This is a genomic window from Paraburkholderia sp. SEWSISQ10-3 4, from assembly GCF_030464785.1.
In the GTDB taxonomy this organism is placed as follows: Bacteria; Pseudomonadota; Gammaproteobacteria; order Burkholderiales; family Burkholderiaceae; genus Paraburkholderia; species Paraburkholderia aspalathi.
Window position 1 is genome coordinate 201,266 of record NZ_JALPRI010000004.1, and the last position, 18,827, is coordinate 220,092.

The following is an 18,827-nucleotide window of genomic DNA, read 5'->3' on the forward strand; positions in this document are numbered from 1 at the left end:
TGCGAAGCGCCAACTTAGCTATGCGGCCCGGGATGGTCGAACCTCAGGGCGATGCGCTCCCCGGCGCGCTGGCCGGCACGCTCGGGAATGAGTTCGCCGCGCCGCCAGCGTCCGGCGGCAGCACGTCGTCCGGCGTGGGCGTAGGCGCGAGAGCCGGCTCGCCGTTGCCATGCACCTCGCCGTCGACGGCCCTGTTTGCAGGCGCAGCCGATGATGCCGGTACTTGCAGGAGCGGCGGCTGAGGCGGCAACGCACGCGGTTCGACATCAGCAGCAGTTGCAGAAGGCGCCGCGGCTGCCGATGCAGCGGACGTCGGTGCAGTCGCAACAGCAGGCGCATGGCGCGTCGTATTGCGCATCACAACCGGCGCCTCAGTCTTCGCGGGCGACGCTGCAAACAGATGCTGGAACCACTCGCGCAGTCTGCCTGAGCGTTCCGCAAACCAGCCCGGCTCCTCGTCGGTCGCGAACTTGACGCGGCTGTCCACCAGCTTCGAGCGTTGCGCGCGCTGGAAGAAGTCGCCGACGATCGGCAATGCGCTGTGCGCCCCCTGGCCCCAATAGTCGCTGCGCAAGGTCACCCGGCTGTCGTTGAAGCCGACCCACGCCCCGGCCACAAGCTGCGGCTGAATCAGGATGAACCAGCCGTCCGCGTTGCCCTGCGTGGTACCCGTCTTACCCGCGACATCGCCACGCACGCCGAAGCGGCTGCGAATGCTCGAACCCGTGCCGCGGCTCACCACATCGCGCATCACATCGACGAGCGTGCGGGCGGCGTCGGCCGGCAACTCCTGTTTCGGCGATGCCGGCCCGAACTCGGCCAGCACTTCGCCGTTACGGTCTTCGATGCGTGTGACCATCACCGGCTCCACGTAACCGCCGAGGTTCGCGATCGTGCCGTAGGCCGAGACCATCTCCTTCAGCGTCACCGGGCTCGTGCCGAGCGCGAGCGACGGCACCGGGTCGAGTTCGCTGTCGCGCACGCCCATGGCGCGCGCCAGCTTCGCGACCTTGCTCGGACCGACCGTTTCCATCAACTGGGCGGTGATCCGGTTGCGGGAATAAGCGAGGCCGTCGCGCAGGCTGATTGCCCGGTCGCTCGGCTCGTCTTCGTCGCTCGGACGCCAGACTTCGCCGCCGGCCAGCGGAATCTCGACGGGCTTGTCGATAAATGTATCGCTGGGTTTAGCGCCGTCTTCGAAGGCCGCAGCGTAGACGAACGGCTTGAAGGTCGAACCCGGCTGGCGCCGCGCCTGCTGGACGTGGTCGAACGGGTCCTGGCTGAAGTCGCGGCTGCCGACCCATGCCTTGATCTGGCCGTTGCGCGGGTCCATGGCGAGGAAGTCCGCCTGCACCCGGGTCTTGGACTCGCACACGCTCTTCACCAGGTCGCGGTCGGAGGAGACGCGCTTCATCGCGTCGTCATCCGTCAGGCCGGCGTCTTTTGCGGCGCGATAGTCGGGCGTTTCGCGCAGGAAAGTCTGCAGCAGGTCACGGCCGTTCGCACAACCCGCGCGCGTGCCCCACGCCGAATTCGCGATGCCCTGCAACTGGTTGCCCTGCAAGGTCACGGCCTGAGTGGCCATGGTCTGCAGGCGTGAATCGATGGTGGTGCGCACCACCAGGCCATCGGAATAGATGTTGTAGTCGTTGCGGTCGGCCCATGCCGCGAGCCACTTGCGCAGTTGCTGCGCGAAGTGCGGCGCGGGCCCGGGCGGCTCGGTTTGCCGCTCGAAATCGATGCGCAAGGAACGGCGCGAAAGCGTTGCGTAGGCCGCGGGCGTGAGCTTGCCGTACTTGACCATTTGCGCCAGCACCGTGTTGCGCCGTTGCAGGGCACGTTCCGGGTTGAGCACCGGGTTGTAGTAGCTATTGCCCTTGAGCATGCCGGTAAGCGTCGCGCTTTCCAGCACATTCAGGTCGCCGGCCGATTTGTCGAAATAGGTCCGCGCCGCCATCTCGATGCCGTACGCGTTGTAGAGGAACGGCACCGTATTGAGGTAGGTCTCGAGGATCTCGTCCTTGGTGTAGAGCGCCTCGATCTTGAAGGCCGTAATGGCCTCCTTGATCTTGCGGGTCAGCGTGGGGGCGCGACCGATCTCGTCGGGATACAGGTTGCGGGCGAGTTGCTGGGTGATGGTCGAGCCACCCTGCCGGTCACCGGAAAACGTGTGCAGAGCGGCGGACGCCGTGCGGCGCCAATCGAGCCCGAAATGCTGGTAGAAGCGGTGGTCTTCCGTGGCGATCAGCGCATTCACCACATTCGGCGAGATGTCCTTGAGCTTCACCCACTCGCGGTTCGAGGGCTTGAATTCGGCCAGCAGTTTGCCGTCCGCCGAGAGAATCTGCGCCGGCTGCTCGATTTTCGCCTTGCGGATGTCGCCGATGCTGGGCGTGAACGGAATCAGGATCAGCACATACAGAACCAGCAGCACCGGGCTCGCGGCACAGGCCCATGCCACGCCGCGCAGCGTGGGATGGCGCAGATGCCAGAGGCCCCGCACGATGGGCTGGTTCGCCCGGGTTAGCCCTTTTTCAAGGGTCTGTAAGAATGAGGTGATCAGGCGCTTCACACTTGCTACCGTCTGCTGGGAAAGGCTGAATCCTACCAAGATGCTGGGCGAAGGCCGATTTTTGCGTCGCAGAGCGACAAACCCAGACGCCGCGCACAGGCAGAAACCCAAGCCCACTATAATGTCGGCAATTCTGACAAGAGGTGCTTCATGATCATCAAACCGCGCGTGCGTGGCTTCATCTGTGTATCGACCCATCCGGTTGGCTGCGAAGCCAACGTCAAAGAACAGATCGAATACGTCAAGGCACGCGGCCCCATCGCCAATGGCCCGAAAAAAGTGCTCGTGATCGGCGCCTCCACGGGCTACGGCCTCGCCGCCCGCATCAGCGCCGCGTTCGGCTCGGACGCGGCCACGCTCGGCGTGTTCTTCGAGCGCGCCGGCAGCGAAACCAAAGCCGGCACCGCAGGCTGGTACAACACCGCCGCCTTCGAGAAATTCGCCACGGAAAAAGGCCTGTACGCGACCAGCATCAACGGCGACGCCTTCTCCGACGAAGTCAAGCAACGCGCCATCGAAGTCATCAAGCGCGATCTCGGTCAGGTCGACCTGGTTGTCTACAGTCTCGCCGCGCCCAAGCGCACGCATCCGAAAACCGGCGAAGTGTTCACCTCGACCCTGAAGCCGGTCGGCAAGGCCGTCAACCTGCGCGGCATCGACACCGACAAGGAAGTCATCAAGGAAACCGTCCTCGAACCCGCTACGCAAGCCGAAATCGACAACACCGTCGCGGTGATGGGCGGCGAAGACTGGCAGATGTGGATCGACGCCCTCCTCGAGGCCAACGTGCTCGCCGACGGCGCGAAGACGACCGCGTTCACCTACCTCGGCGAAAAGATCACGCACGACATCTACTGGAACGGCTCGATCGGCGCGGCCAAGAAAGATCTCGATGAGAAGGTGCTCGGCATCCGCGAGAAACTGGCGGCCAAGGGCGGCGATGCACGCGTTTCGGTTCTCAAGGCGGTCGTGACGCAGGCGAGCTCCGCGATCCCGATGATGCCGCTGTACCTGTCGCTGCTCTTCAAGGTGATGAAGGCGAAGGGCACGCACGAAGGCTGCATCGAGCAGGTCTACGGGCTATACAAGGACAGCATGTACGGCACGACGCCGCACATCGATGAGGAAGGCCGTCTGCGCGCGGACTACAAGGAGCTCGATCCCGAAGTGCAAGCGCGCGTTCAGGAACTCTGGACCCAGGTGACCAACGACAATATTTACGAGCTCACCGACTTCAGCGGCTACAAGACCGACTTCCTGCGTCTCTTCGGATTCGAGATCGCCGGCGTGGACTATGAAGCCGACGTCAATCCGGACGTGCAGATTCCTGGGCTTGTGCAGATGTGAGGTTCGTTTGCGGGGTCTTTACGGCCCCGCAAGCAGTGCGTTTTCTGTATGAGCAGTAGACGCGTTCAAGATGGCGTCGTGGCTGAGCTCATCCGGCGTATCAGCAGGGAAACGCCCCCTGAAGCGTGCGCAGAATGGCGAGCCCGATCGGGAAGTCGTCCGAGATGCTTGGATGGTTGGTGAAAAACTGATCGAGTAACGGGTAGACGTTCTGATTGCCGATAGCAAGGTTTTGCGGCGGGCAGAACAGCGGCGGACGCTTCTTCGACACCAGGTCCCCGTTCGCCCACCCCAGCGCATTGATCGTGCCGGTGATGTACGCCGCGTAGACCGAGTTGTTGTCGGTATGAGCCCAGAGCTTGTATTGCGCGGCCGTCATCTCGGCGCTTGCGTTGAGAGTAAAACAGGCCGTCAGCAAAGCCAGTGCAAATTTCGATACCCGCATCTTTAAACCTTCAATCTGTGTCGCAAAAGCGGCCATTGTAGGCGACTCGGATCGTGGCGCGCAGAAGCACTCGACACTTAGGTTTTTGTAAGTACTGCGCAGGCTTTTTTGTAAGCGTCGCGTGCGAATTGACCCCTTGATGCCAGGGCCGCCGCCATTACCTGAGAACGAACTGCTCACGGTGTGCCGTTGCGGCAGTACTCCAGATAGCCGGGACACGTGACAAGACGCTCCATATAAGCCGTCAGCGCAGGAAAATCGGCATGCTGCAATGGCGTCTCAAGCCAACGGTTGATCGAAAGCGCGATCGGAATGTCCGCAAGCGAGAACGCCGAACCAGCGATGAAGCCGCCGGTCGTTCCCAGTTGCCTGTCGACGATTGCAATATGCCGCGCCCAGTTCGCACACGACAGATCAATCTGCTGACGGTCCTGGTGAGCCGGCGAGTGCCGGACTAGCGCAAGAAACGCGTAGCTCCACGCCCGGTTCAGCTCGCTCGCCTGCCAGTCGATCCATTGATCGCACCTGGCGCGCTCGCAAGGATCGCTCGGATACAGAAACTCGCCGTCATAGCGGCCGGCCAGGTAACGGATGATCGAGTTGGATTCCCACAGCACAAACTCACCGTCCTTGATCACCGGAACCATGGCATTAGGATTCAAAGCGACAAATTCGGGCACATCAGTCGCCTTGAATCCGGAACCCCAGTCCTCCCGTTCAAACGGCAGGCCGAGTTCGGCACACGTCCACAGTACTTTGCGCACGTTGATGGATGAAGCTTTGCCTAGTATCTGAAGCATAGGATCGGGGCCGCTCGTTCAGTCGCTATAGATAAAGTCACCGGGAATCCGGCTCGAATCGTAGCGTATCGATAGCGCGATAAAGCGAACATAGACACTTCGCACATTGCGCACTGGGCCAGCTTGCGTCACGACAGAGGGTCAGTTAAACCGACTCAAAACCCGTCAGCACATTCACGGCGTTGACCCCGATCGCCGCGACCGCGTAGCCACCTTCCATCACGAACAAGGTCGGTTTCCCCAATCGTCCGATCGCCTCGCCAATGCGCAGATAGTCAGCGCTGCGCAGCTTGAACTGCGAAATCGGGTCTTCCTCGAAAGTATCGACACCGAGCGACACCACCAGCGCATCAGGCGCGTAATCAGCAACACGCGCACAAGCCGCGTCGAGCGCCACCGCATAGTCCGCCCATGCCGTACCCGGTTGCAGCGGGAAGTTCGCGTTGTAGCCGAGACCCGCACCCGCGCCGGTTTCGTCCGCGTGCCCGAGAAAGAACGGATACTCGGTGCGCGGATCGCCATGCAGCGACGCGAACAATACGTCCGAACGATGATAGAAAATGCTCTGCGTGCCGTTACCGTGGTGATAGTCGACATCGAGAACCGCCACGCGTTTCGCGCCCGCGTCGAGGAATGACTGTGCCGCCACCGCCGCGTTGTTGATGTAGCAGTAACCGCCCATATAGTCCGCCGCGGCATGATGCCCAGGCGGCCGGCACAACGAGAACGCACCGCGCGCGCCTTCCCTCACGTGGCGCGCCCCCGTCAGCGCGACATCCACCGCATCGCTCACGGCAGCCCATGTGCCCGCGGTGATCGGCACACCCGCATCCATCGAGTAATAACCGAGCTTACCGTCGATATCTTCCGGCACGCGATCCTGGCGCAAGCCGCGCACCGGCCAGATGAGCGGCAGCGCGTCGTGCTTGCGGCCGAGCGCGCTCCATTGGTCCCATGCGCTGGCAAGAAACGCAATGAAGCCCTTGTCGTGAATACGGTGCACGGGATCGAGTCCGAACGATGCGGGCGCAATCACGTCGCCGAGCTTCGTCTCGCGCACCCGTTCCAGGATGAAATCCGCACGGCTCGGCATCTCGAAGCAAGGCTTCATTTCGCCGTCGATCAATTCGGCATGGCCATGATGCAGCCGGTGCCGATCGCTATACACAGTCAACATGCAATGTCTCCTCAGGATGCTTGTTGCTCGAATCCGTCGCTTGATACGTCGTTTAACGCGTTGAGGTTGGCCACGCCCGTGAATACGACACTCAAGATACCTGCTCTTGTGTACGGTGCTCGCCATCGCTCGTCGCAAGGATGCCGTAGCAGGCTGGACGCCGGTCACGAAACACGCCCCATGCATGACGAGTCGCGGCGACCGCATCCAGATCGAAACGATGCAGCAGGATCGCGGGCTCGTCGCGCCCAGCTTTCTGCACCTGCTCGCCGTACTGATCGGCGATAAACGACGAGCCGTAATAGCGCTGCGGAAAGTCGCGGCCCTGCTCGCGGCCGGTGCGGTTCGCAGCAATCAGCGGCACGAGGTTCGCGCCTGCGTGGCCCTGCATCACGCGTTGCCAGTGCGCGCTGCTGTCGAGCGAAGCGTCTTGCGGTTCGCTGCCGATCGCAGTCGGATAGAACAGCAGTTCAGCGCCGAGGAGCGCCATTGCGCGGGCCGTTTCCGGAAACCACTGGTCCCAGCAGATGCCGACGCCGAGCGTGCCGTAACGCGTCGGCCAGACGCGAAAGCCCGTGTCGCCGGGCGTGAAGTAGTACTTCTCGCTGTAGCCTGGACCATCGGGGATATGGGTTTTGCGGTAGCGGCCGAGCACGCTGCCATCGGCATCGATCATCGCCACCGTGTTGTAGAAGACGTTGCCGCCCCGCTCGAAGAAGCTGATCGGCAGCACCACGTTCAACTCAGCCGCGACGCGGCTAAAGCGCGTGATGGCGGGATGGCCATCGAACGGCAGCGCATGGCGGAAGTGCTTTGAATCCTGTTCGGTGCAGAAGTACGGCAGCTCGAAAAGCTCGGGCAGCAGGATCACCTGCGCGCCCTGCGCCGCCGCTTCGCGCACCAGGCGCTCGGCTTGCGCGAGATTTGCTTCGTGATCCCATCCCGGTACGGCCAACTGGATTGCCGCCACGCTGACTGCTCGCATCTCGTGTCTCCTCTGTTTTCCTCTGGGAAAATTCTGCCCGAGGAACGCGGCTGGGCGATAACGGGGAAACGGTCATCGAGGGGATAAATGTGGCCAATCTGGCCGGGCCGACGTGACATTGGAACTGGATCGACGAAAGAACGTAGTCGCGCCGCTGACACCGTGCGCTCAAAAGGACTCAGGGCAGAAAACCGCAAGCTACGCGCAGCGATAGTCGCTCGGACAACGGCCGGTCCAGCGGCGAAACGCGTGCCGGAATCCGGCCGTTTCGCTATAGCCGAGCCGCTCGGCGATATCCGACATCGACAGCCGCGTACGCACCAGGTAGTCGAGCGCGAGATCGTGGCGCACGCGGTCGAGCAGCGCCTGGAAAGCGGAGCCGCTGCCCGCGAGACGCCGTCGGAGCGTGCGCTCCGACACGCACAGCGCATCGGCGAGCGAGCGCAGTGAACCGTAGCGGCGTGGGTCGGAATACAGCAGGCGCAGGCTGCGCGCCGTGACGTCGTTGCCCGCCGCGGTAGCCCATTCGCGCTCGAGTTGCGCGCATTGCTGACGCGACATCAGATAGCTCACCGGCTCGGCGAGGGGCAGCGGTTCGTCGAGCCAGCTGGCCGGAAAAATCAGCGCGTTTTCGGCAGCGTCGAAGGTGGCGCGTTGGCCGATCCGCTCTTCGTAGGCGTCCGCGTGAGCCGGTGCGCCGAACGTTACCTCGAGCGCGGATGGCGCGCGCCGCGCTGACAGCACGTCGCAGACCACCGCCCACATCGACGCGAGACACATGTCCGTATTGATCACGGCGAGATCCGGCCGGTAGCGGTAATCGGCCGCGACGATCGCCGCGACATCTGCGTTGCGGCGCAGCGATACCTTGAAGTAGCTTCCAAGCAGTAGGGGAAAGTCCTGGGCGCACTGCAGCGCGTCGCCAAGCGTGGGACTCACCAGCATCGCGTAACCGAGGATGCCGTAGCTCGAGATATGCATGGCGCGGCCGATATCGAGGCCGATGCGCGTATCGCCGCAAGCCTGCAACGCGTTGGCGAACACGATCAGTTCCTGCGCGTGCGTGACGAGCCCGGACGGCTGACGCAAATCGCCCTCGCTAACGCCGCTTCCCGCCAGCAACACCTCAGCGCCAATCCCCTGCCGCTCCAGCAAGGAGACGGCGGCGGCAATCGTATGCAAGGTCGCAACGCATTGGGCCGGCGACGGGCGTGGCGAGCACGGTGCATCGGTCATGGGTGATTCTCAGGTTCCCTCGATCAACCGATGATATTTGATCAAATTTCCCAAAAGGGAAAATCCGTGCGATGATTTGATCAAATCTCATGATGCAAAATACCCAGCTTTTCCGAACAGGCTCGTTCGCGCAAGGTTTGCAGCCGCGCTTCGCGCCGTCTTCATCAACCGACTGGAGTCAACCTTGCAAAGCGACCTACGCGACGACCTGCGTGAATTCCTGGAACATCACCGCATCCATGAAGTGGAGTGCGTGATACCGGACATGACAGGCGTCGCGCGCGGCAAGATCGTGCCGAAGAACCTGTTTCTCTCGGAAGGCAAGATGCACATGTCGAACGCGCTGCTGATGATCACCGTCAACGGCGAGTTCGCGGATTTCGAGCGCTTTGTCGGGCCGAGCGATCCCGACATGGTCTGCATCCCCGATCCCAACACGGTGCGGCTCGTACCGTGGGCGATCGAACAGGTCGCGGTCGTGATCCACGATTGTGTCGGACTCGACGGCAAACCGATCGGCATTTCACCGCGCGCGGTGTTGCGGCGTGTGCTGAAGCTCTATGAGGAAAGAGGCTGGCGCCCGGTGGTCGCGCCGGAGATGGAGTTCTACCTGATCGCGCAGAACAAGAATCCGCATGAACCGCTGCGCCCGCCGCTCGGTCGCGCAGGGCGCAGCGAAGCCGGCCGCCAGTCGTTCTCGATCGACGCCGTCAACGAATTCGATCCGTTCTTCCAGGACCTCTCGCGTTTCTGCGAGACCACGCATCTCGGCGTCGAAACGCTCGTGCATGAAGTCGGCGCGGGGCAAATGGAGATCAATTTTTCGCACGGCGATGCGCTCGATCTTGCCGACCGCGTGTTCCTGTTCAAGCGCGCGGTGCGCGAAACCGCCTTCCGTCATGGCATTTTCGCGACTTTCATGGCCAAGCCGATGGAACATGAACCCGGCAGCGCGATGCATATTCATCAGAGCATCGTCGACAGTCAAACCGGCGAAAACATCTTTTCGCTGCCCGATGGAACGGCGAGCCCGCTATTTTTCAACTACATCGGGGGCCTGCAGAAGTACATGCCACAAGCCATGCCGATGTTCGCGCCCTACGTGAACTCCTACCGGCGCCTGTCGCGCTTCACCGCCGCGCCGATCAACGTGCGCTGGGGTTACGACAACCGCACCTGCGGCATCCGCGTGCCGAACTCCGGACCGGACGGCCGGCGGCTCGAAAACCGCGTGCCGGGCGTCGACGTCAATCCGTATCTGGCGATGGCGGCCACCCTCGCCTGCGGCTATCTCGGCATGGTGGAGCAGCAGGAAGCGTCGGCGCCGATGATCGAAAGCGCCTACGATCTCGAATACGAATTGCCGCGCGGTCTCGAAGATGCGCTCAAGGCGCTCCTCAAGTGCACCGAACTCGCGGACGTGCTCGGCGACAAGTTCGTGCAGGCCTATTGCGCGGTGAAGGAAAAGGAGTTCGAAACCTTCTCGCAAGGCATTACCGCGTGGGAGCGCGAGCATCTGCAACTGCTCGTGTGAGTGCGGGCGGCTTATGGAAACGTCATCGGAGAAGCTGGATTTGAATACTCGCCAAGGTATCAACTGGGAGCGCGCACAGGCGCTCGTCGAACGCGAACGCCGCGCGTTTGCCGACGCCATGCCGACATCGCGCGCGCTGTCCGAACGCGCCGCGCGCCACCTGTTGTTCGGCGTGCCGCTGCACTGGATGAACGACTGGTCGACGCCCTTCTCGCTCTATGTCGAAGAAGCACGCGGCGCCGCGTTTACCGACGTGGACGGTCATCATTACGCGGACTTCTGCCTCGGCGACACCGGCGCGATGTTCGGCCACTCGCCAGCGCCCGTGGCCCGCGCGTTGGCAGCCCAGGCCGAGCGCGGTTTGACGACCATGCTGCCGGGCGAGGATGCCGCGTGGGTCGGAGAAGAACTCGCGCGCCGTTTCGGCCTACCCTACTGGCAGTTCGCGATGACCGCGAGCGACGCCAACCGCTTTGCGTTGCGCTGGGCGCGCGCGGCGACCGGGCGCAAACAGATCCTGATCTTCAACGGTTGTTATCACGGCACCGTGGACGACGTGTTCGTCGATCTCATCGACGGCCAGCCGCAACAGCGCGACAGCCTGATCGGCCAGGTGCACGACCTGCTCGGCACCACGCACGTGATCGAGTTCAATGATCTGGCCGCGCTGGAAAACGCGCTGAAAGACGGCGAAGTGGCCTGCGTGCTGGCTGAACCCGCGATGACCAACATCGGCATGGTGCTGCCCGAACCTGACTACTGGCGGCAAGCGCAAGCGCTCATACGCCGCTACGGCACGCTGCTCGCGATCGACGAAACCCACACCATCAGCTGCGGCCCCGGCGGTTACACGAAAGCGTACGGCCTCGAACCCGATCTGTTCATCCTCGGCAAACCGGTGGGCGGCGGTTTTCCGTGCGCGGTGTATGGGTTCAGCGCGGAGCTCGCGGCCCGCGCGCAGCACGCCAAGCGCAGCGCACCGCCCGGCCACTCAGGCATCGGCACCACCCTCACGGCGAATATGCTGGCGATGAGCGCGATCCGCGCGACGCTCGCCGAGGTCATGACCGACGCCGCCTACGATCACATGTTCGCGCTCGCCGAGCGAATCGAGACCGGTCTGAAGGATGCGATCGCACGCCACGGCCTCGCGTGGTGCGTAACGCGCGTCGGCGCCCGCACCGAATTCCAGTTCACGCCGACGCCGCCGCGCAACGGTGACGAAGCCGGCCGCCAGCTCGACCCGGAACTGGAGCACATCCTGCACCTGTACCTGCTCAATCGCGGGGTGCTGATCACGCCGTTTCACAACATGATCCTGGTATGCCCCGACACGTCGGCGGCCGACGTCGACAGACTGGTTTCCACATTCGACGCCTGCCTTGCGGAACTGACCTGTCGAGCTTTATGAAAACTTCGCGCCATCACACGCTGCAGGACCAGACCTACGAAACGCTACGGCAGTGGCTGACGATCGGGCGCTTCGTGCCGGGCGAGCGCATCAAGATCCGTCACGTCGCCGCCGAACTCGGCGTGGGCGAAATGCCGGTGCGCTCCGCCTTGCAGCGCCTCGCCGCCGAATCGGCGCTGGTGAACGTGCCCAATTGCGGCGTGACGGTGCCACGTCTGTCGAAAGAACAATTCGACGACGTGCTGCGCGTGCGCCTGATTCTCGAAGGCCAGGCCGCCGAACTGGGCGTGCCGCATCTCAGCGAGCACGATCTGGAAACGCTGGAAAAACTGAATGCGCAGATGGTGCAGGCCTTGCGGATCGCCGACGCCAAGGGCTATCTCGACGCCAACGAGGCGTTTCACCTGATTCTCTACCGCGCGGCCGGCTCGCCGCTTTTGCTCGAGTTGATCGAAACGGTGTGGCTACAGGTCGGGCCGATTTCGAATCTGTTGTTTGGCGACGCGCAGTTCGCCGCCACGCTCAACGATGCCCACGACGACTTGCTGAACGCCGCGAAGGCGCGGGATGCGGCCGGCGTGCGACGCGCGATCGAGGACGATCTGAGTCATGCGGCGAGTTGTTTGCGCGCGCAGTGTTTATAGGGTCCGGCGCAGGAATCACGCTTTCAACGTCGCCTGTTCCAGAATCATGTCGTAAAGCGCCTGCGCCGCCGGCGACAACTGAGCGGTCTTACGCGCCACGAGAACAAGCGTGCGCGAAACCACCGGATGCGTGAGCTCAACCGTGCGAACCGTCGGATACGCGCCCTTCTGAATGGCGAGCGCCGGCACGACGGCCGCACCCACACCCTGAGCGACCAGCCCGACAGCAGTCGAACTGCGCTGCACTTCATAAAACGAGCGCAGCGCCAGTTCGCTCTTTTCCAGCGCGACATCGAGCAATGCGCGATTGCCGCTGACCTCGCCGGCAAAAATCAGCGGATACGGTTGCAATTGCTGCCAGGCGATGCGCCGCCGTTTCGCCAGCGGATGATCTTCATGGCAGATCAGCACGTAGCGGTCTTCAGTCAACGGCACGCTGGCAAGATCGGGATGACGCTCGCCGGCGATATTGATGCCGAACTCCACCTCCCGGCGCAGCACCGCCTCCTCCACTGCGGACGACGCGTGATCGAGAATCTTGATGCGGTTATGCGGATAACGCGCGGCATAGGCCTGCAGAATGCGCGGCAGATACTGCACGCCCACGGTCGGCACGCAGGCGATCGACACATCGCCGCGACGGGCCACGCCCGTCTCACGAATTTCCACCAGCGCATCGGCAAGCTCGCCCAACAAGCGGCGCGCTTGCGGCAGAAAACTGCGCCCTATTTCCGTCAGTGCCATGGAACGCGTGGTCCGCTCGATCAGCGTGACGCCGAGATACGTTTCGAGCTTACGCAGACGCTGCGTAATGGCCGTTTGCGTGACGTGCAGTGAATCGGCGGCGCCTTGAAAGCTGCCGCGATCCGCGATCGCGACGAACGCCTGTACGCCGAGCGTGTCGATTTTCATTAGAAAAATGAAGGAATTGGAATGATAAATTCATTTTACTCCGCCTTCGCCACCGCACAGAATGAGCGCATTGGATCGATTCGACACCACACGCTGTGCGTGGATGTCAGCGAAAACGGTCCGGAAATCGGTGCAATTGGGCGCAATCGGGACAAAGGAGCGAGAGATGACTTCATCGACGAACTGGCAGGCAAAACAGTACGTGTTATTCGAAAACGAGCGCACGCGTCCGGTCAGGGATCTGCTGGCTGCGGTGCCGGCAACGGATGTGCGAGTGGCGGTGGACATCGGCTGCGGGCCTGGCAATTCCACCGAAGCGCTGGCGGCCCGCCTGCCCGGCGCGAAGGTCAGCGGCATGGACAGTTCCGCCGACATGATCGCGGCGGCCGTCAAGCGCCTCCCGCAATTCCAGTTCGAGGTGAGCGACATCGAAACGTGGGATGCGCCAGGCCCTTACGACCTGATCCTCGCCAACGCCGTGCTGCAGTGGGTGCCGAATCACGAGCAACTGTTTCCATCGCTGGTAAAAAAACTTGCGCCGGGCGGCAACCTGGCCGTGCAGATGCCGGACAACCTCGACGAACCCGCGCACCGTCTGCTGCGCGAAATCGCGGCGGACGGCCTCTGGGCGAACAAGCTGAGGGGGGTGGAACGCACCATGCGCTATGGCGCCGACTGGTACTACGCGTTGCTCAAGCCACTGTGCGCGCGGGTCGACGTATGGCGCACCGTCTACCATCACCCGCTCGCGGGCGGCGCGGACGCGGTGGTCGAGTGGTTCAAGGGCAGCGCGCTGAGGCCGTTCCTCGCCGAACTCGACGAGAGCGAACACGGCGTCTTCCTCGGGCGCTACCGTGATGCGATCGCGCGAGCTTATCCGGCCCAGGCTGACGGCACCGTGCTGCTGCCCTTCCCACGGCTGTTTATCGTCGCTACGCGCTAGCGGAGTCAGGCCGCCTGCGGGTTACCCCGTGGTGTTTGTGGTGCCGGAGTCGCCAGGGTCAGTCAGGCATTGCCGCTCGTGAATTCTGCGTGATATTGTGTAACGTAAGCGGAGGGCGGCTTGCCGCCCTAATCGGAACGCAAATTTCAGCAGCGAGCGTCGCCATGAGTGATGTACGCCATCATCTGAGTCCACGGGACCGTTTGGAGCTGTTGTGCTGGCTCACCTGCGGCTGCCTGGGCGCTTATTACCTGAATGAGGACTGGCCTGACGCGGCGTTTCACGTGCAGGCCGCTCATAAGTGGCTCGACTACCGGTCCCGGGAAGCAGACTGGTTGAGTATCGCCAGGTTGTCGGCAACCGCACTGGAGATTGCGCAGCGGCACGCGAAATTTGTCGAGGCCGACTGGGCGCGGGATGCGGTCGAAGAAATTCTCGATACAGACGAACTCGACCCGCAGGCGCGACTGGTGAAGCAGGTGCTGGCGGATTGCCAGAACGCGCTTTCGGACAAGCGCCTCGCCGATTAATTTTTTCCCGCGCGGCATGTTGCGTGAGTCGGGATGCGGCGTTGGCTCCGTTGATCGGTTTGCCAGCGCCGCGTTGGCAGATTAAAAATTGTGCCGCAAGCCCACGATCACGGAGAGTTGCTTGTCCGTGTCCGAATTGACGATATTCGGAATCTGCGCCAGATTTTCCGTCTGCCCCGTCGACGGATTGATCCCCAGCCCTGCGCCGGAAGATTTCTGCCCGATCGCTACCGCATAAACCGCCGTCCGCTTCGACAGGCTATACACCGCGCCAAGGTTGATCTGGTGCACGCGGGTCGACGCGCTGCTGCTCGGTTTTGCGTCGTTGAAAATATAGGCCAGACCAAGCTGCAAATCCGGCGCGACCATATAGGTCGTGTTCAACTCGGCAATGTCGAAAGAAATATCTTTCCCCGCGGGCGTTGCCGCACTCGCGAAATACTGGCTCTGTGATAGGCGCGTATGCGTATAGGTGAGCGCCACGCCCGCCTTGCCGAACGCGTACGAACCCCCTGCTCCGAAAATCCTCACCTTGCTCGCCTGTTGCAGCAAACAATACGACGCGTCGGCGTTCGCGCAACTGAAGTCGCCGATATACCCGGTCGTGCCGCCCAAGGCTGCCTGCAACGGCTGGTTCAACTCGAGATATCCCGCGCTCAACGACAACGGCCCCTGCGCGTAATTCGCCGCCAATGCCCAGCCCTTGTTCTGCGAGAAATTCCCCGCCACGCCACCCAGGCTGAACAAGCCGCCCACCGTCAAACCACCGAAGCTCGGGCTGATGTATTTGATCGAGTTGTTGAAGTTGAACGCTTCGTTGAGGTTGTCGACGTCGCCGAAATGCGAGCCGTACAGCGTCGCCCAGTTATTGCTCGATGCGTACGCCCCCATGTAGTCGGAGAACGGATCGTATTGACGGCCGAACGTCAGCGCGCCGTACGTACCGTTGTTCAAACCGACCCATGCGTTGCGGTTGAACAGCGTATTCGATTGCAGCATCGCACCGTTGCCGATCAGAAAGCTGTTCTCCAACGTGAAGTTCACCGTGGTGCCGCCACCGATATCTTCAGCGCCCGTCAAACCCCAACGCGACGGCACCAGATTGCCGCCCGCCAGCTGATAATTCGCGCGGCCGTTGGTGCTGCCGTCGGCGAGCGTCGTCTGCTGGTTGGTGGTGTACACGACGCCGGCGTCGACCGTGCCATAAAGCGTCACCGAAGATTGCGCATGTGCGCCCATCGCGAGGCCGCACGCGGCCAGCGCAAGCGCCGAGCGCTTGACGAATGTGTCTGCCATATTTTTTAGCCGGAAGTTGAGTGGTGAAATCAGCAAGAACAAACTGGACGCCTCAAACGAACGACACCATTCCGCCGCCGTTCAGGAATGAACGGCAACAGTCGATCGTTAGAACGTGGCGAGCTAGCGCGCGCTGGGTGTCTTGCGGGCTGTTCGATTACTGCCCGAAGCGCGCGTAGATATCCGGTCGCTTCTTGCGCAAGATGAGACCGATCACGACGCCGGAGAGCGCCACCGCGAATACGATCCAGGGGAAGGACTTGACGATCGGGCTATCGGAGCCGCTGAGCGCGTCGAGATTGCGCACCAGAATCACGCCGATATACAGCAGGCCGATGCCACCGACGAGAGGCGCGACGAACGAGTGCCATACGCGCGTGTCCTTGCGCGTCTTGCGGAAGAACGCGATGACGGAGAAACTCGTCACCGCTTGCAACATCACAATACCAATCGTGCCGAGCGCCGAACTCCAGCTGAACACGATGTTGAACGCATCGCTGCCTGCCGCGATGAAGAGCCCGAGCAGAACGCACACGGAGAGCGTTTGCAGATAGCTCGCCACATACGGCGAACGGTACTTTTCGTGCACGCGGTTGAGCGCTTGCGGCAGGATGCCCTCCAGGCTCAGCGCGTGGATATACCGCACCAGTGTGTTATGAAACGACAACAGGCTCGCGAAGATACTGCTGAGCAACAGGAAGCTCATCACCGTCGTCACCGCACCACCCAGGTACTTGCCGGATTGAATGAACCAGAAGTCGCCCGGCTGCTTCGTCGCAACCGCGACCACGTCGTTGAGTCCATACGCGCAAACAATCGTCCACGTGACGAAAGCGAAGAACACGAGAATCAGCATCACCGACACGTACGTCGCGCGTGGCACAGTCACTTTCGGGTCCCGGCATTCCTTGCCGTAAATCGCCGTCGCTTCGAAACCGATAAACGACGCAAAGGCAAACATCACCGCAATGCCCAGGTGGCCGCTGAACACATGCTCCGGCGTGAACGGCGCGAGCGTGAGGCCGTTCGGGCCACCACCATGCACGACAATCGCAATCGCAAGCAGCAACAGGATGCCCAGTTCCAGACACATCAGCACGCCGAGCAGCCGGCTATTCAGATCGATACCGCGGATGCCGGTGAATTGCACCACCGCCACGCAGATCAGCGAATAGCCGTACCAGGGCATCGCCGTGTGCAGAAGTGGAGAAAGAATCACCGTGCAGAAGAATCCAAACAGGCCATACAGCGCGATCTGGATGAAGGTGTACGACATCAGCGCGACGAGTGCGCCGGCCATGCCCAACGGCCGGCCAAGTCCGGCGGTAATGTACGCGTAAAACGCACCGGCGCGCACCACATGCCGGCTCATCGACGCGAAGCCCACGCTAAAGATCAGCAGCACGACGCCGGCAATCACGAACGCGCCCGGAATGCCGGCGCCATTGCCCAAGCTGATCGCGGGCGGCACCGCACCGAGCATGCCGGTAAGCGGCGCGGCCGCGGAAATCACAAGAAACACGATCTGCCACAGGCCCAGCGTATTGCCCTTCAGTTCCACGGGATTCTCCGCGTCGACCAGACGGGTCGGAGAGTAGGGTTCATTCATCGCTGCCTCTATTTTGTTGGCTAGTCTGGAACTCGCCTAAACCCTGCAAATACTGGTCCAGACGCTCGCTTGACCGACGTTCGAAGTTTCGGTGTGAGCGCATGGTAGGTAGCTAAAAAATAAAGCGACTTCGCGAACTGCGCCAAATTTTCGATAAATTGCGCCAATGCTCGCGAGCGTCTCAAGCAATGCGGTTCGCAGCGAATAGTTAGGAAACTGAAGTTTTTTTGTGTGAGGATTGCGCCTTCAAGTTCTTTCAAAATGAAAGCAACTGCGGCGCCACCACCTTTATTGTTTTTTCCAGTTGCGCGTCGCGCGCCACAGCACGGTTGCGTCGGCATAACCCACGGCGCGGGCGATCGCCGCGTTGGTGAGCCCTTCGCGTTCAAGCAGTCCTTCCACACTACGCTGCCGCTCTTCGCGCACGATCTGCCGCACGGAAGTCCCCGCCTCGGCCAAATGCCGCTGCAATGAACGATGAGAGAGACCGAGATCTTTCGCGATGTCGGCAACGATCAGCTTTTCGTGCGCGAGCCGCCGCGTCACCAGATCGCGAACCTGGTCGGCGATGCTGTGGGGCACCGCATCGCGCGCAATCAGATCGGTGGCGTGGCGCTCCATCATGCGCGCCATTTGCGTGTCGGCGCTTTTGAGCGGCGCATCGAGATCCGATGGACGCAGGATCACACCATTGAAAGGCTGCTGAAAGCGCACCGGTACGCGGAAAATGCGTGCATACGGTTTGAGGTCAGCTGGCGCGGCATGTTCGAAATGCACTTCCGCCGGATTCCACGCCGCGCCACGCACGGCCCGGATCATATGGCACATCGTCGAGAGGCTGTATTCCGCGTCCTGCCGGCGCGGCCAGATCTGCGGATTGGCGATCTGATAGGTCCATACCGGCCATTCGCCGTCGCGCAGCAACTCGCAGGTCGTGGTGTTCTGCCACGACGCTAGCGCGAGCGAGAACTTGCGCACTGCCGCATTCAAGGTCGGCGACGATAGAAACACGAGACCTGCCGGCCCGAGCTCCGTCACCTGCAATTCGCTGCCGAGACGCAGGCCGAGCGACGGCTCGCCGAGTACTTCGGCTGCACGCTCGAAGGCCGCCACGTAACGCGTCAGCGGCAGGATTTCATAGGGATTCGAAAGGAGCTTGCGGCTCATGCCGAACGCTTCGAGCAGCGCGTCGCAATTGGCGCCTGATGCATCGAGTGCGCGCACAACCGGCCCCATGACCGCGGCGCGGATCATCGGGAAACTACCGTTGAGCGTGACTTTTTTCATGCTGAGCGTCTCCTCTCAAGTCTTCGCTGATGTGCTGCAGTGTTCTTCCTCGTGGCGCACTTTATCGTTCATTTGGCGCGATAAGCAAGCGCGAAAATA

The 18,827-nt window shown here is 62.1% G+C and carries 16 protein-coding genes; 6 read left to right on the forward strand and 10 right to left on the reverse strand.

Features of this window, described 5'->3' with window-relative positions; all coding sequences use genetic code 11:
• Window positions 1-43 precede the first annotated feature (43 nt).
• Window positions 44-2,572, reverse strand: a complete 2,529-nt coding sequence (locus tag M0D68_RS12160) for a penicillin-binding protein 1A (RefSeq protein WP_266224345.1) — start codon at window positions 2,570-2,572, stop codon at window positions 44-46.
• A gap of 150 nt (window positions 2,573-2,722) precedes the next feature.
• Between M0D68_RS12160 and fabV the strand changes: the two genes are divergently transcribed.
• The gene (fabV, locus tag M0D68_RS12165) at window positions 2,723-3,919 is read left to right on the forward strand and encodes an enoyl-ACP reductase FabV (RefSeq protein ID WP_266224347.1); all 1,197 of its coding nucleotides are present in this window, start codon (window positions 2,723-2,725) and stop codon (window positions 3,917-3,919) included.
• Between the two features lie 100 nt (window positions 3,920-4,019).
• Here fabV and M0D68_RS12170 read toward each other — a convergent pair whose 3' ends face one another.
• The 5 genes from M0D68_RS12170 to M0D68_RS12190 all read right to left on the reverse strand — a co-directional run bounded on the left by M0D68_RS12170 (window position 4,020) and on the right by M0D68_RS12190 (window position 8,562).
• Window positions 4,020-4,400, reverse strand: a complete 381-nt coding sequence (locus M0D68_RS12170) for a hypothetical protein (protein WP_234475165.1) — start codon at window positions 4,398-4,400, stop codon at window positions 4,020-4,022.
• A gap of 140 nt (window positions 4,401-4,540) precedes the next feature.
• Window positions 4,541-5,164, reverse strand: a complete 624-nt coding sequence (locus M0D68_RS12175; RefSeq protein WP_266224348.1) for a glutathione S-transferase family protein — start codon at window positions 5,162-5,164, stop codon at window positions 4,541-4,543.
• 145 nt (window positions 5,165-5,309) lie between these two features.
• Complete coding sequence (locus M0D68_RS12180) at window positions 5,310-6,341, reverse strand: histone deacetylase family protein (RefSeq protein WP_266224349.1); 1,032 nt, start codon at window positions 6,339-6,341, stop codon at window positions 5,310-5,312.
• Window positions 6,342-6,432: 91 nt separating this feature from the next.
• Window positions 6,433-7,326: an N-carbamoylputrescine amidase gene (gene aguB / locus M0D68_RS12185; RefSeq protein WP_266224350.1), complete on the reverse strand. Its 894-nt coding sequence runs from the start codon at window positions 7,324-7,326 to the stop codon at window positions 6,433-6,435.
• 198 nt (window positions 7,327-7,524) lie between these two features.
• On the reverse strand, window positions 7,525-8,562 hold the full coding sequence (locus M0D68_RS12190) for an AraC family transcriptional regulator (RefSeq protein ID WP_200619442.1): 1,038 nt from the start codon (window positions 8,560-8,562) through the stop codon (window positions 7,525-7,527).
• 184 nt (window positions 8,563-8,746) lie between these two features.
• Here M0D68_RS12190 and M0D68_RS12195 point away from each other — a divergent pair, with 184 nt between their 5' ends.
• From M0D68_RS12195 to M0D68_RS12205, 3 genes are read left to right on the forward strand one after another with little or no spacing between them, the layout of a single operon-like run.
• Window positions 8,747-10,096: a glutamine synthetase family protein gene (locus M0D68_RS12195; protein ID WP_211701581.1), complete on the forward strand. Its 1,350-nt coding sequence runs from the start codon at window positions 8,747-8,749 to the stop codon at window positions 10,094-10,096.
• 40 nt (window positions 10,097-10,136) lie between these two features.
• Window positions 10,137-11,507: an aspartate aminotransferase family protein gene (locus M0D68_RS12200; protein WP_200619440.1), complete on the forward strand. Its 1,371-nt coding sequence runs from the start codon at window positions 10,137-10,139 to the stop codon at window positions 11,505-11,507.
• Window positions 11,504-12,151 (forward strand): GntR family transcriptional regulator, encoded by a 648-nt coding sequence (locus tag M0D68_RS12205; protein ID WP_200619439.1) that lies wholly within the window; start codon window positions 11,504-11,506, stop codon window positions 12,149-12,151. Before M0D68_RS12200 ends, M0D68_RS12205 begins: the two co-directional genes overlap by 4 nt.
• Window positions 12,152-12,166: 15 nt before the next feature.
• Here M0D68_RS12205 and M0D68_RS12210 read toward each other — a convergent pair whose 3' ends face one another.
• Entirely contained in the window at window positions 12,167-13,063 is an 897-nt protein-coding gene (locus tag M0D68_RS12210) for a LysR family transcriptional regulator (RefSeq protein ID WP_200619438.1), read from the reverse strand.
• Between the two features lie 166 nt (window positions 13,064-13,229).
• Here M0D68_RS12210 and tam point away from each other — a divergent pair, with 166 nt between their 5' ends.
• Window positions 13,230-14,006 carry a trans-aconitate 2-methyltransferase gene (tam, locus tag M0D68_RS12215; RefSeq protein ID WP_200619437.1) on the forward strand — a complete coding sequence of 259 codons (777 nt, stop codon included), beginning with the start codon at window positions 13,230-13,232 and terminating at the stop codon, window positions 14,004-14,006.
• A 164-nt stretch (window positions 14,007-14,170) separates the two neighbouring features.
• A complete protein-coding gene (locus tag M0D68_RS12220) occupies window positions 14,171-14,536 on the forward strand; it encodes a hypothetical protein (protein WP_054037539.1) in 366 nt (121 codons plus the stop codon).
• A gap of 81 nt (window positions 14,537-14,617) precedes the next feature.
• On the opposite strand, the gene M0D68_RS12225 is transcribed toward M0D68_RS12220, so the two are convergent.
• From M0D68_RS12225 to M0D68_RS12235, 3 genes are all read right to left on the reverse strand, one after another.
• Complete coding sequence (locus tag M0D68_RS12225) at window positions 14,618-15,832, reverse strand: porin (RefSeq protein ID WP_266224352.1); 1,215 nt, start codon at window positions 15,830-15,832, stop codon at window positions 14,618-14,620.
• A 157-nt stretch (window positions 15,833-15,989) separates the two neighbouring features.
• Complete coding sequence (locus tag M0D68_RS12230; protein ID WP_054037543.1) at window positions 15,990-17,441, reverse strand: APC family permease; 1,452 nt, start codon at window positions 17,439-17,441, stop codon at window positions 15,990-15,992.
• 288 nt (window positions 17,442-17,729) lie between these two features.
• The gene (locus M0D68_RS12235) at window positions 17,730-18,728 is read right to left on the reverse strand and encodes an AraC family transcriptional regulator (protein WP_200619434.1); all 999 of its coding nucleotides are present in this window, start codon (window positions 18,726-18,728) and stop codon (window positions 17,730-17,732) included.
• Between the last annotated feature and the right edge of the window lie 99 nt (window positions 18,729-18,827).

Bases quoted from the DNA above. Each gene is read 5' to 3' on its own strand.
- M0D68_RS12170 (WP_234475165.1), bottom strand. From the start codon at position 4,400: ATGGCCGCTTTTGCGACACAGATTGAAGGTTTAAAGATGCGGGTATCG.
- M0D68_RS12210 (WP_200619438.1), bottom strand. From the start codon at position 13,063: ATGAAAATCGACACGCTCGGCGTACAGGCGTTCGTCGCGATCGCGGAT.
- fabV (WP_266224347.1), top strand. From the start codon at position 2,723: ATGATCATCAAACCGCGCGTGCGTGGCTTCATCTGTGTATCGACCCAT.
- M0D68_RS12225 (WP_266224352.1), bottom strand. From the start codon at position 15,832: ATGGCAGACACATTCGTCAAGCGCTCGGCGCTTGCGCTGGCCGCGTGC.
- M0D68_RS12190 (WP_200619442.1), bottom strand. From the start codon at position 8,562: ATGACCGATGCACCGTGCTCGCCACGCCCGTCGCCGGCCCAATGCGTT.
- M0D68_RS12180 (WP_266224349.1), bottom strand. From the start codon at position 6,341: ATGTTGACTGTGTATAGCGATCGGCACCGGCTGCATCATGGCCATGCC.
- M0D68_RS12175 (WP_266224348.1), bottom strand. From the start codon at position 5,164: ATGCTTCAGATACTAGGCAAAGCTTCATCCATCAACGTGCGCAAAGTA.
- M0D68_RS12230 (WP_054037543.1), bottom strand. From the start codon at position 17,441: ATGAATGAACCCTACTCTCCGACCCGTCTGGTCGACGCGGAGAATCCC.
- tam (WP_200619437.1), top strand. From the start codon at position 13,230: ATGACTTCATCGACGAACTGGCAGGCAAAACAGTACGTGTTATTCGAA.
- M0D68_RS12220 (WP_054037539.1), top strand. From the start codon at position 14,171: ATGAGTGATGTACGCCATCATCTGAGTCCACGGGACCGTTTGGAGCTG.
- aguB (WP_266224350.1), bottom strand. From the start codon at position 7,326: ATGCGAGCAGTCAGCGTGGCGGCAATCCAGTTGGCCGTACCGGGATGG.
- M0D68_RS12205 (WP_200619439.1), top strand. From the start codon at position 11,504: ATGAAAACTTCGCGCCATCACACGCTGCAGGACCAGACCTACGAAACG.
- M0D68_RS12235 (WP_200619434.1), bottom strand. From the start codon at position 18,728: ATGAAAAAAGTCACGCTCAACGGTAGTTTCCCGATGATCCGCGCCGCG.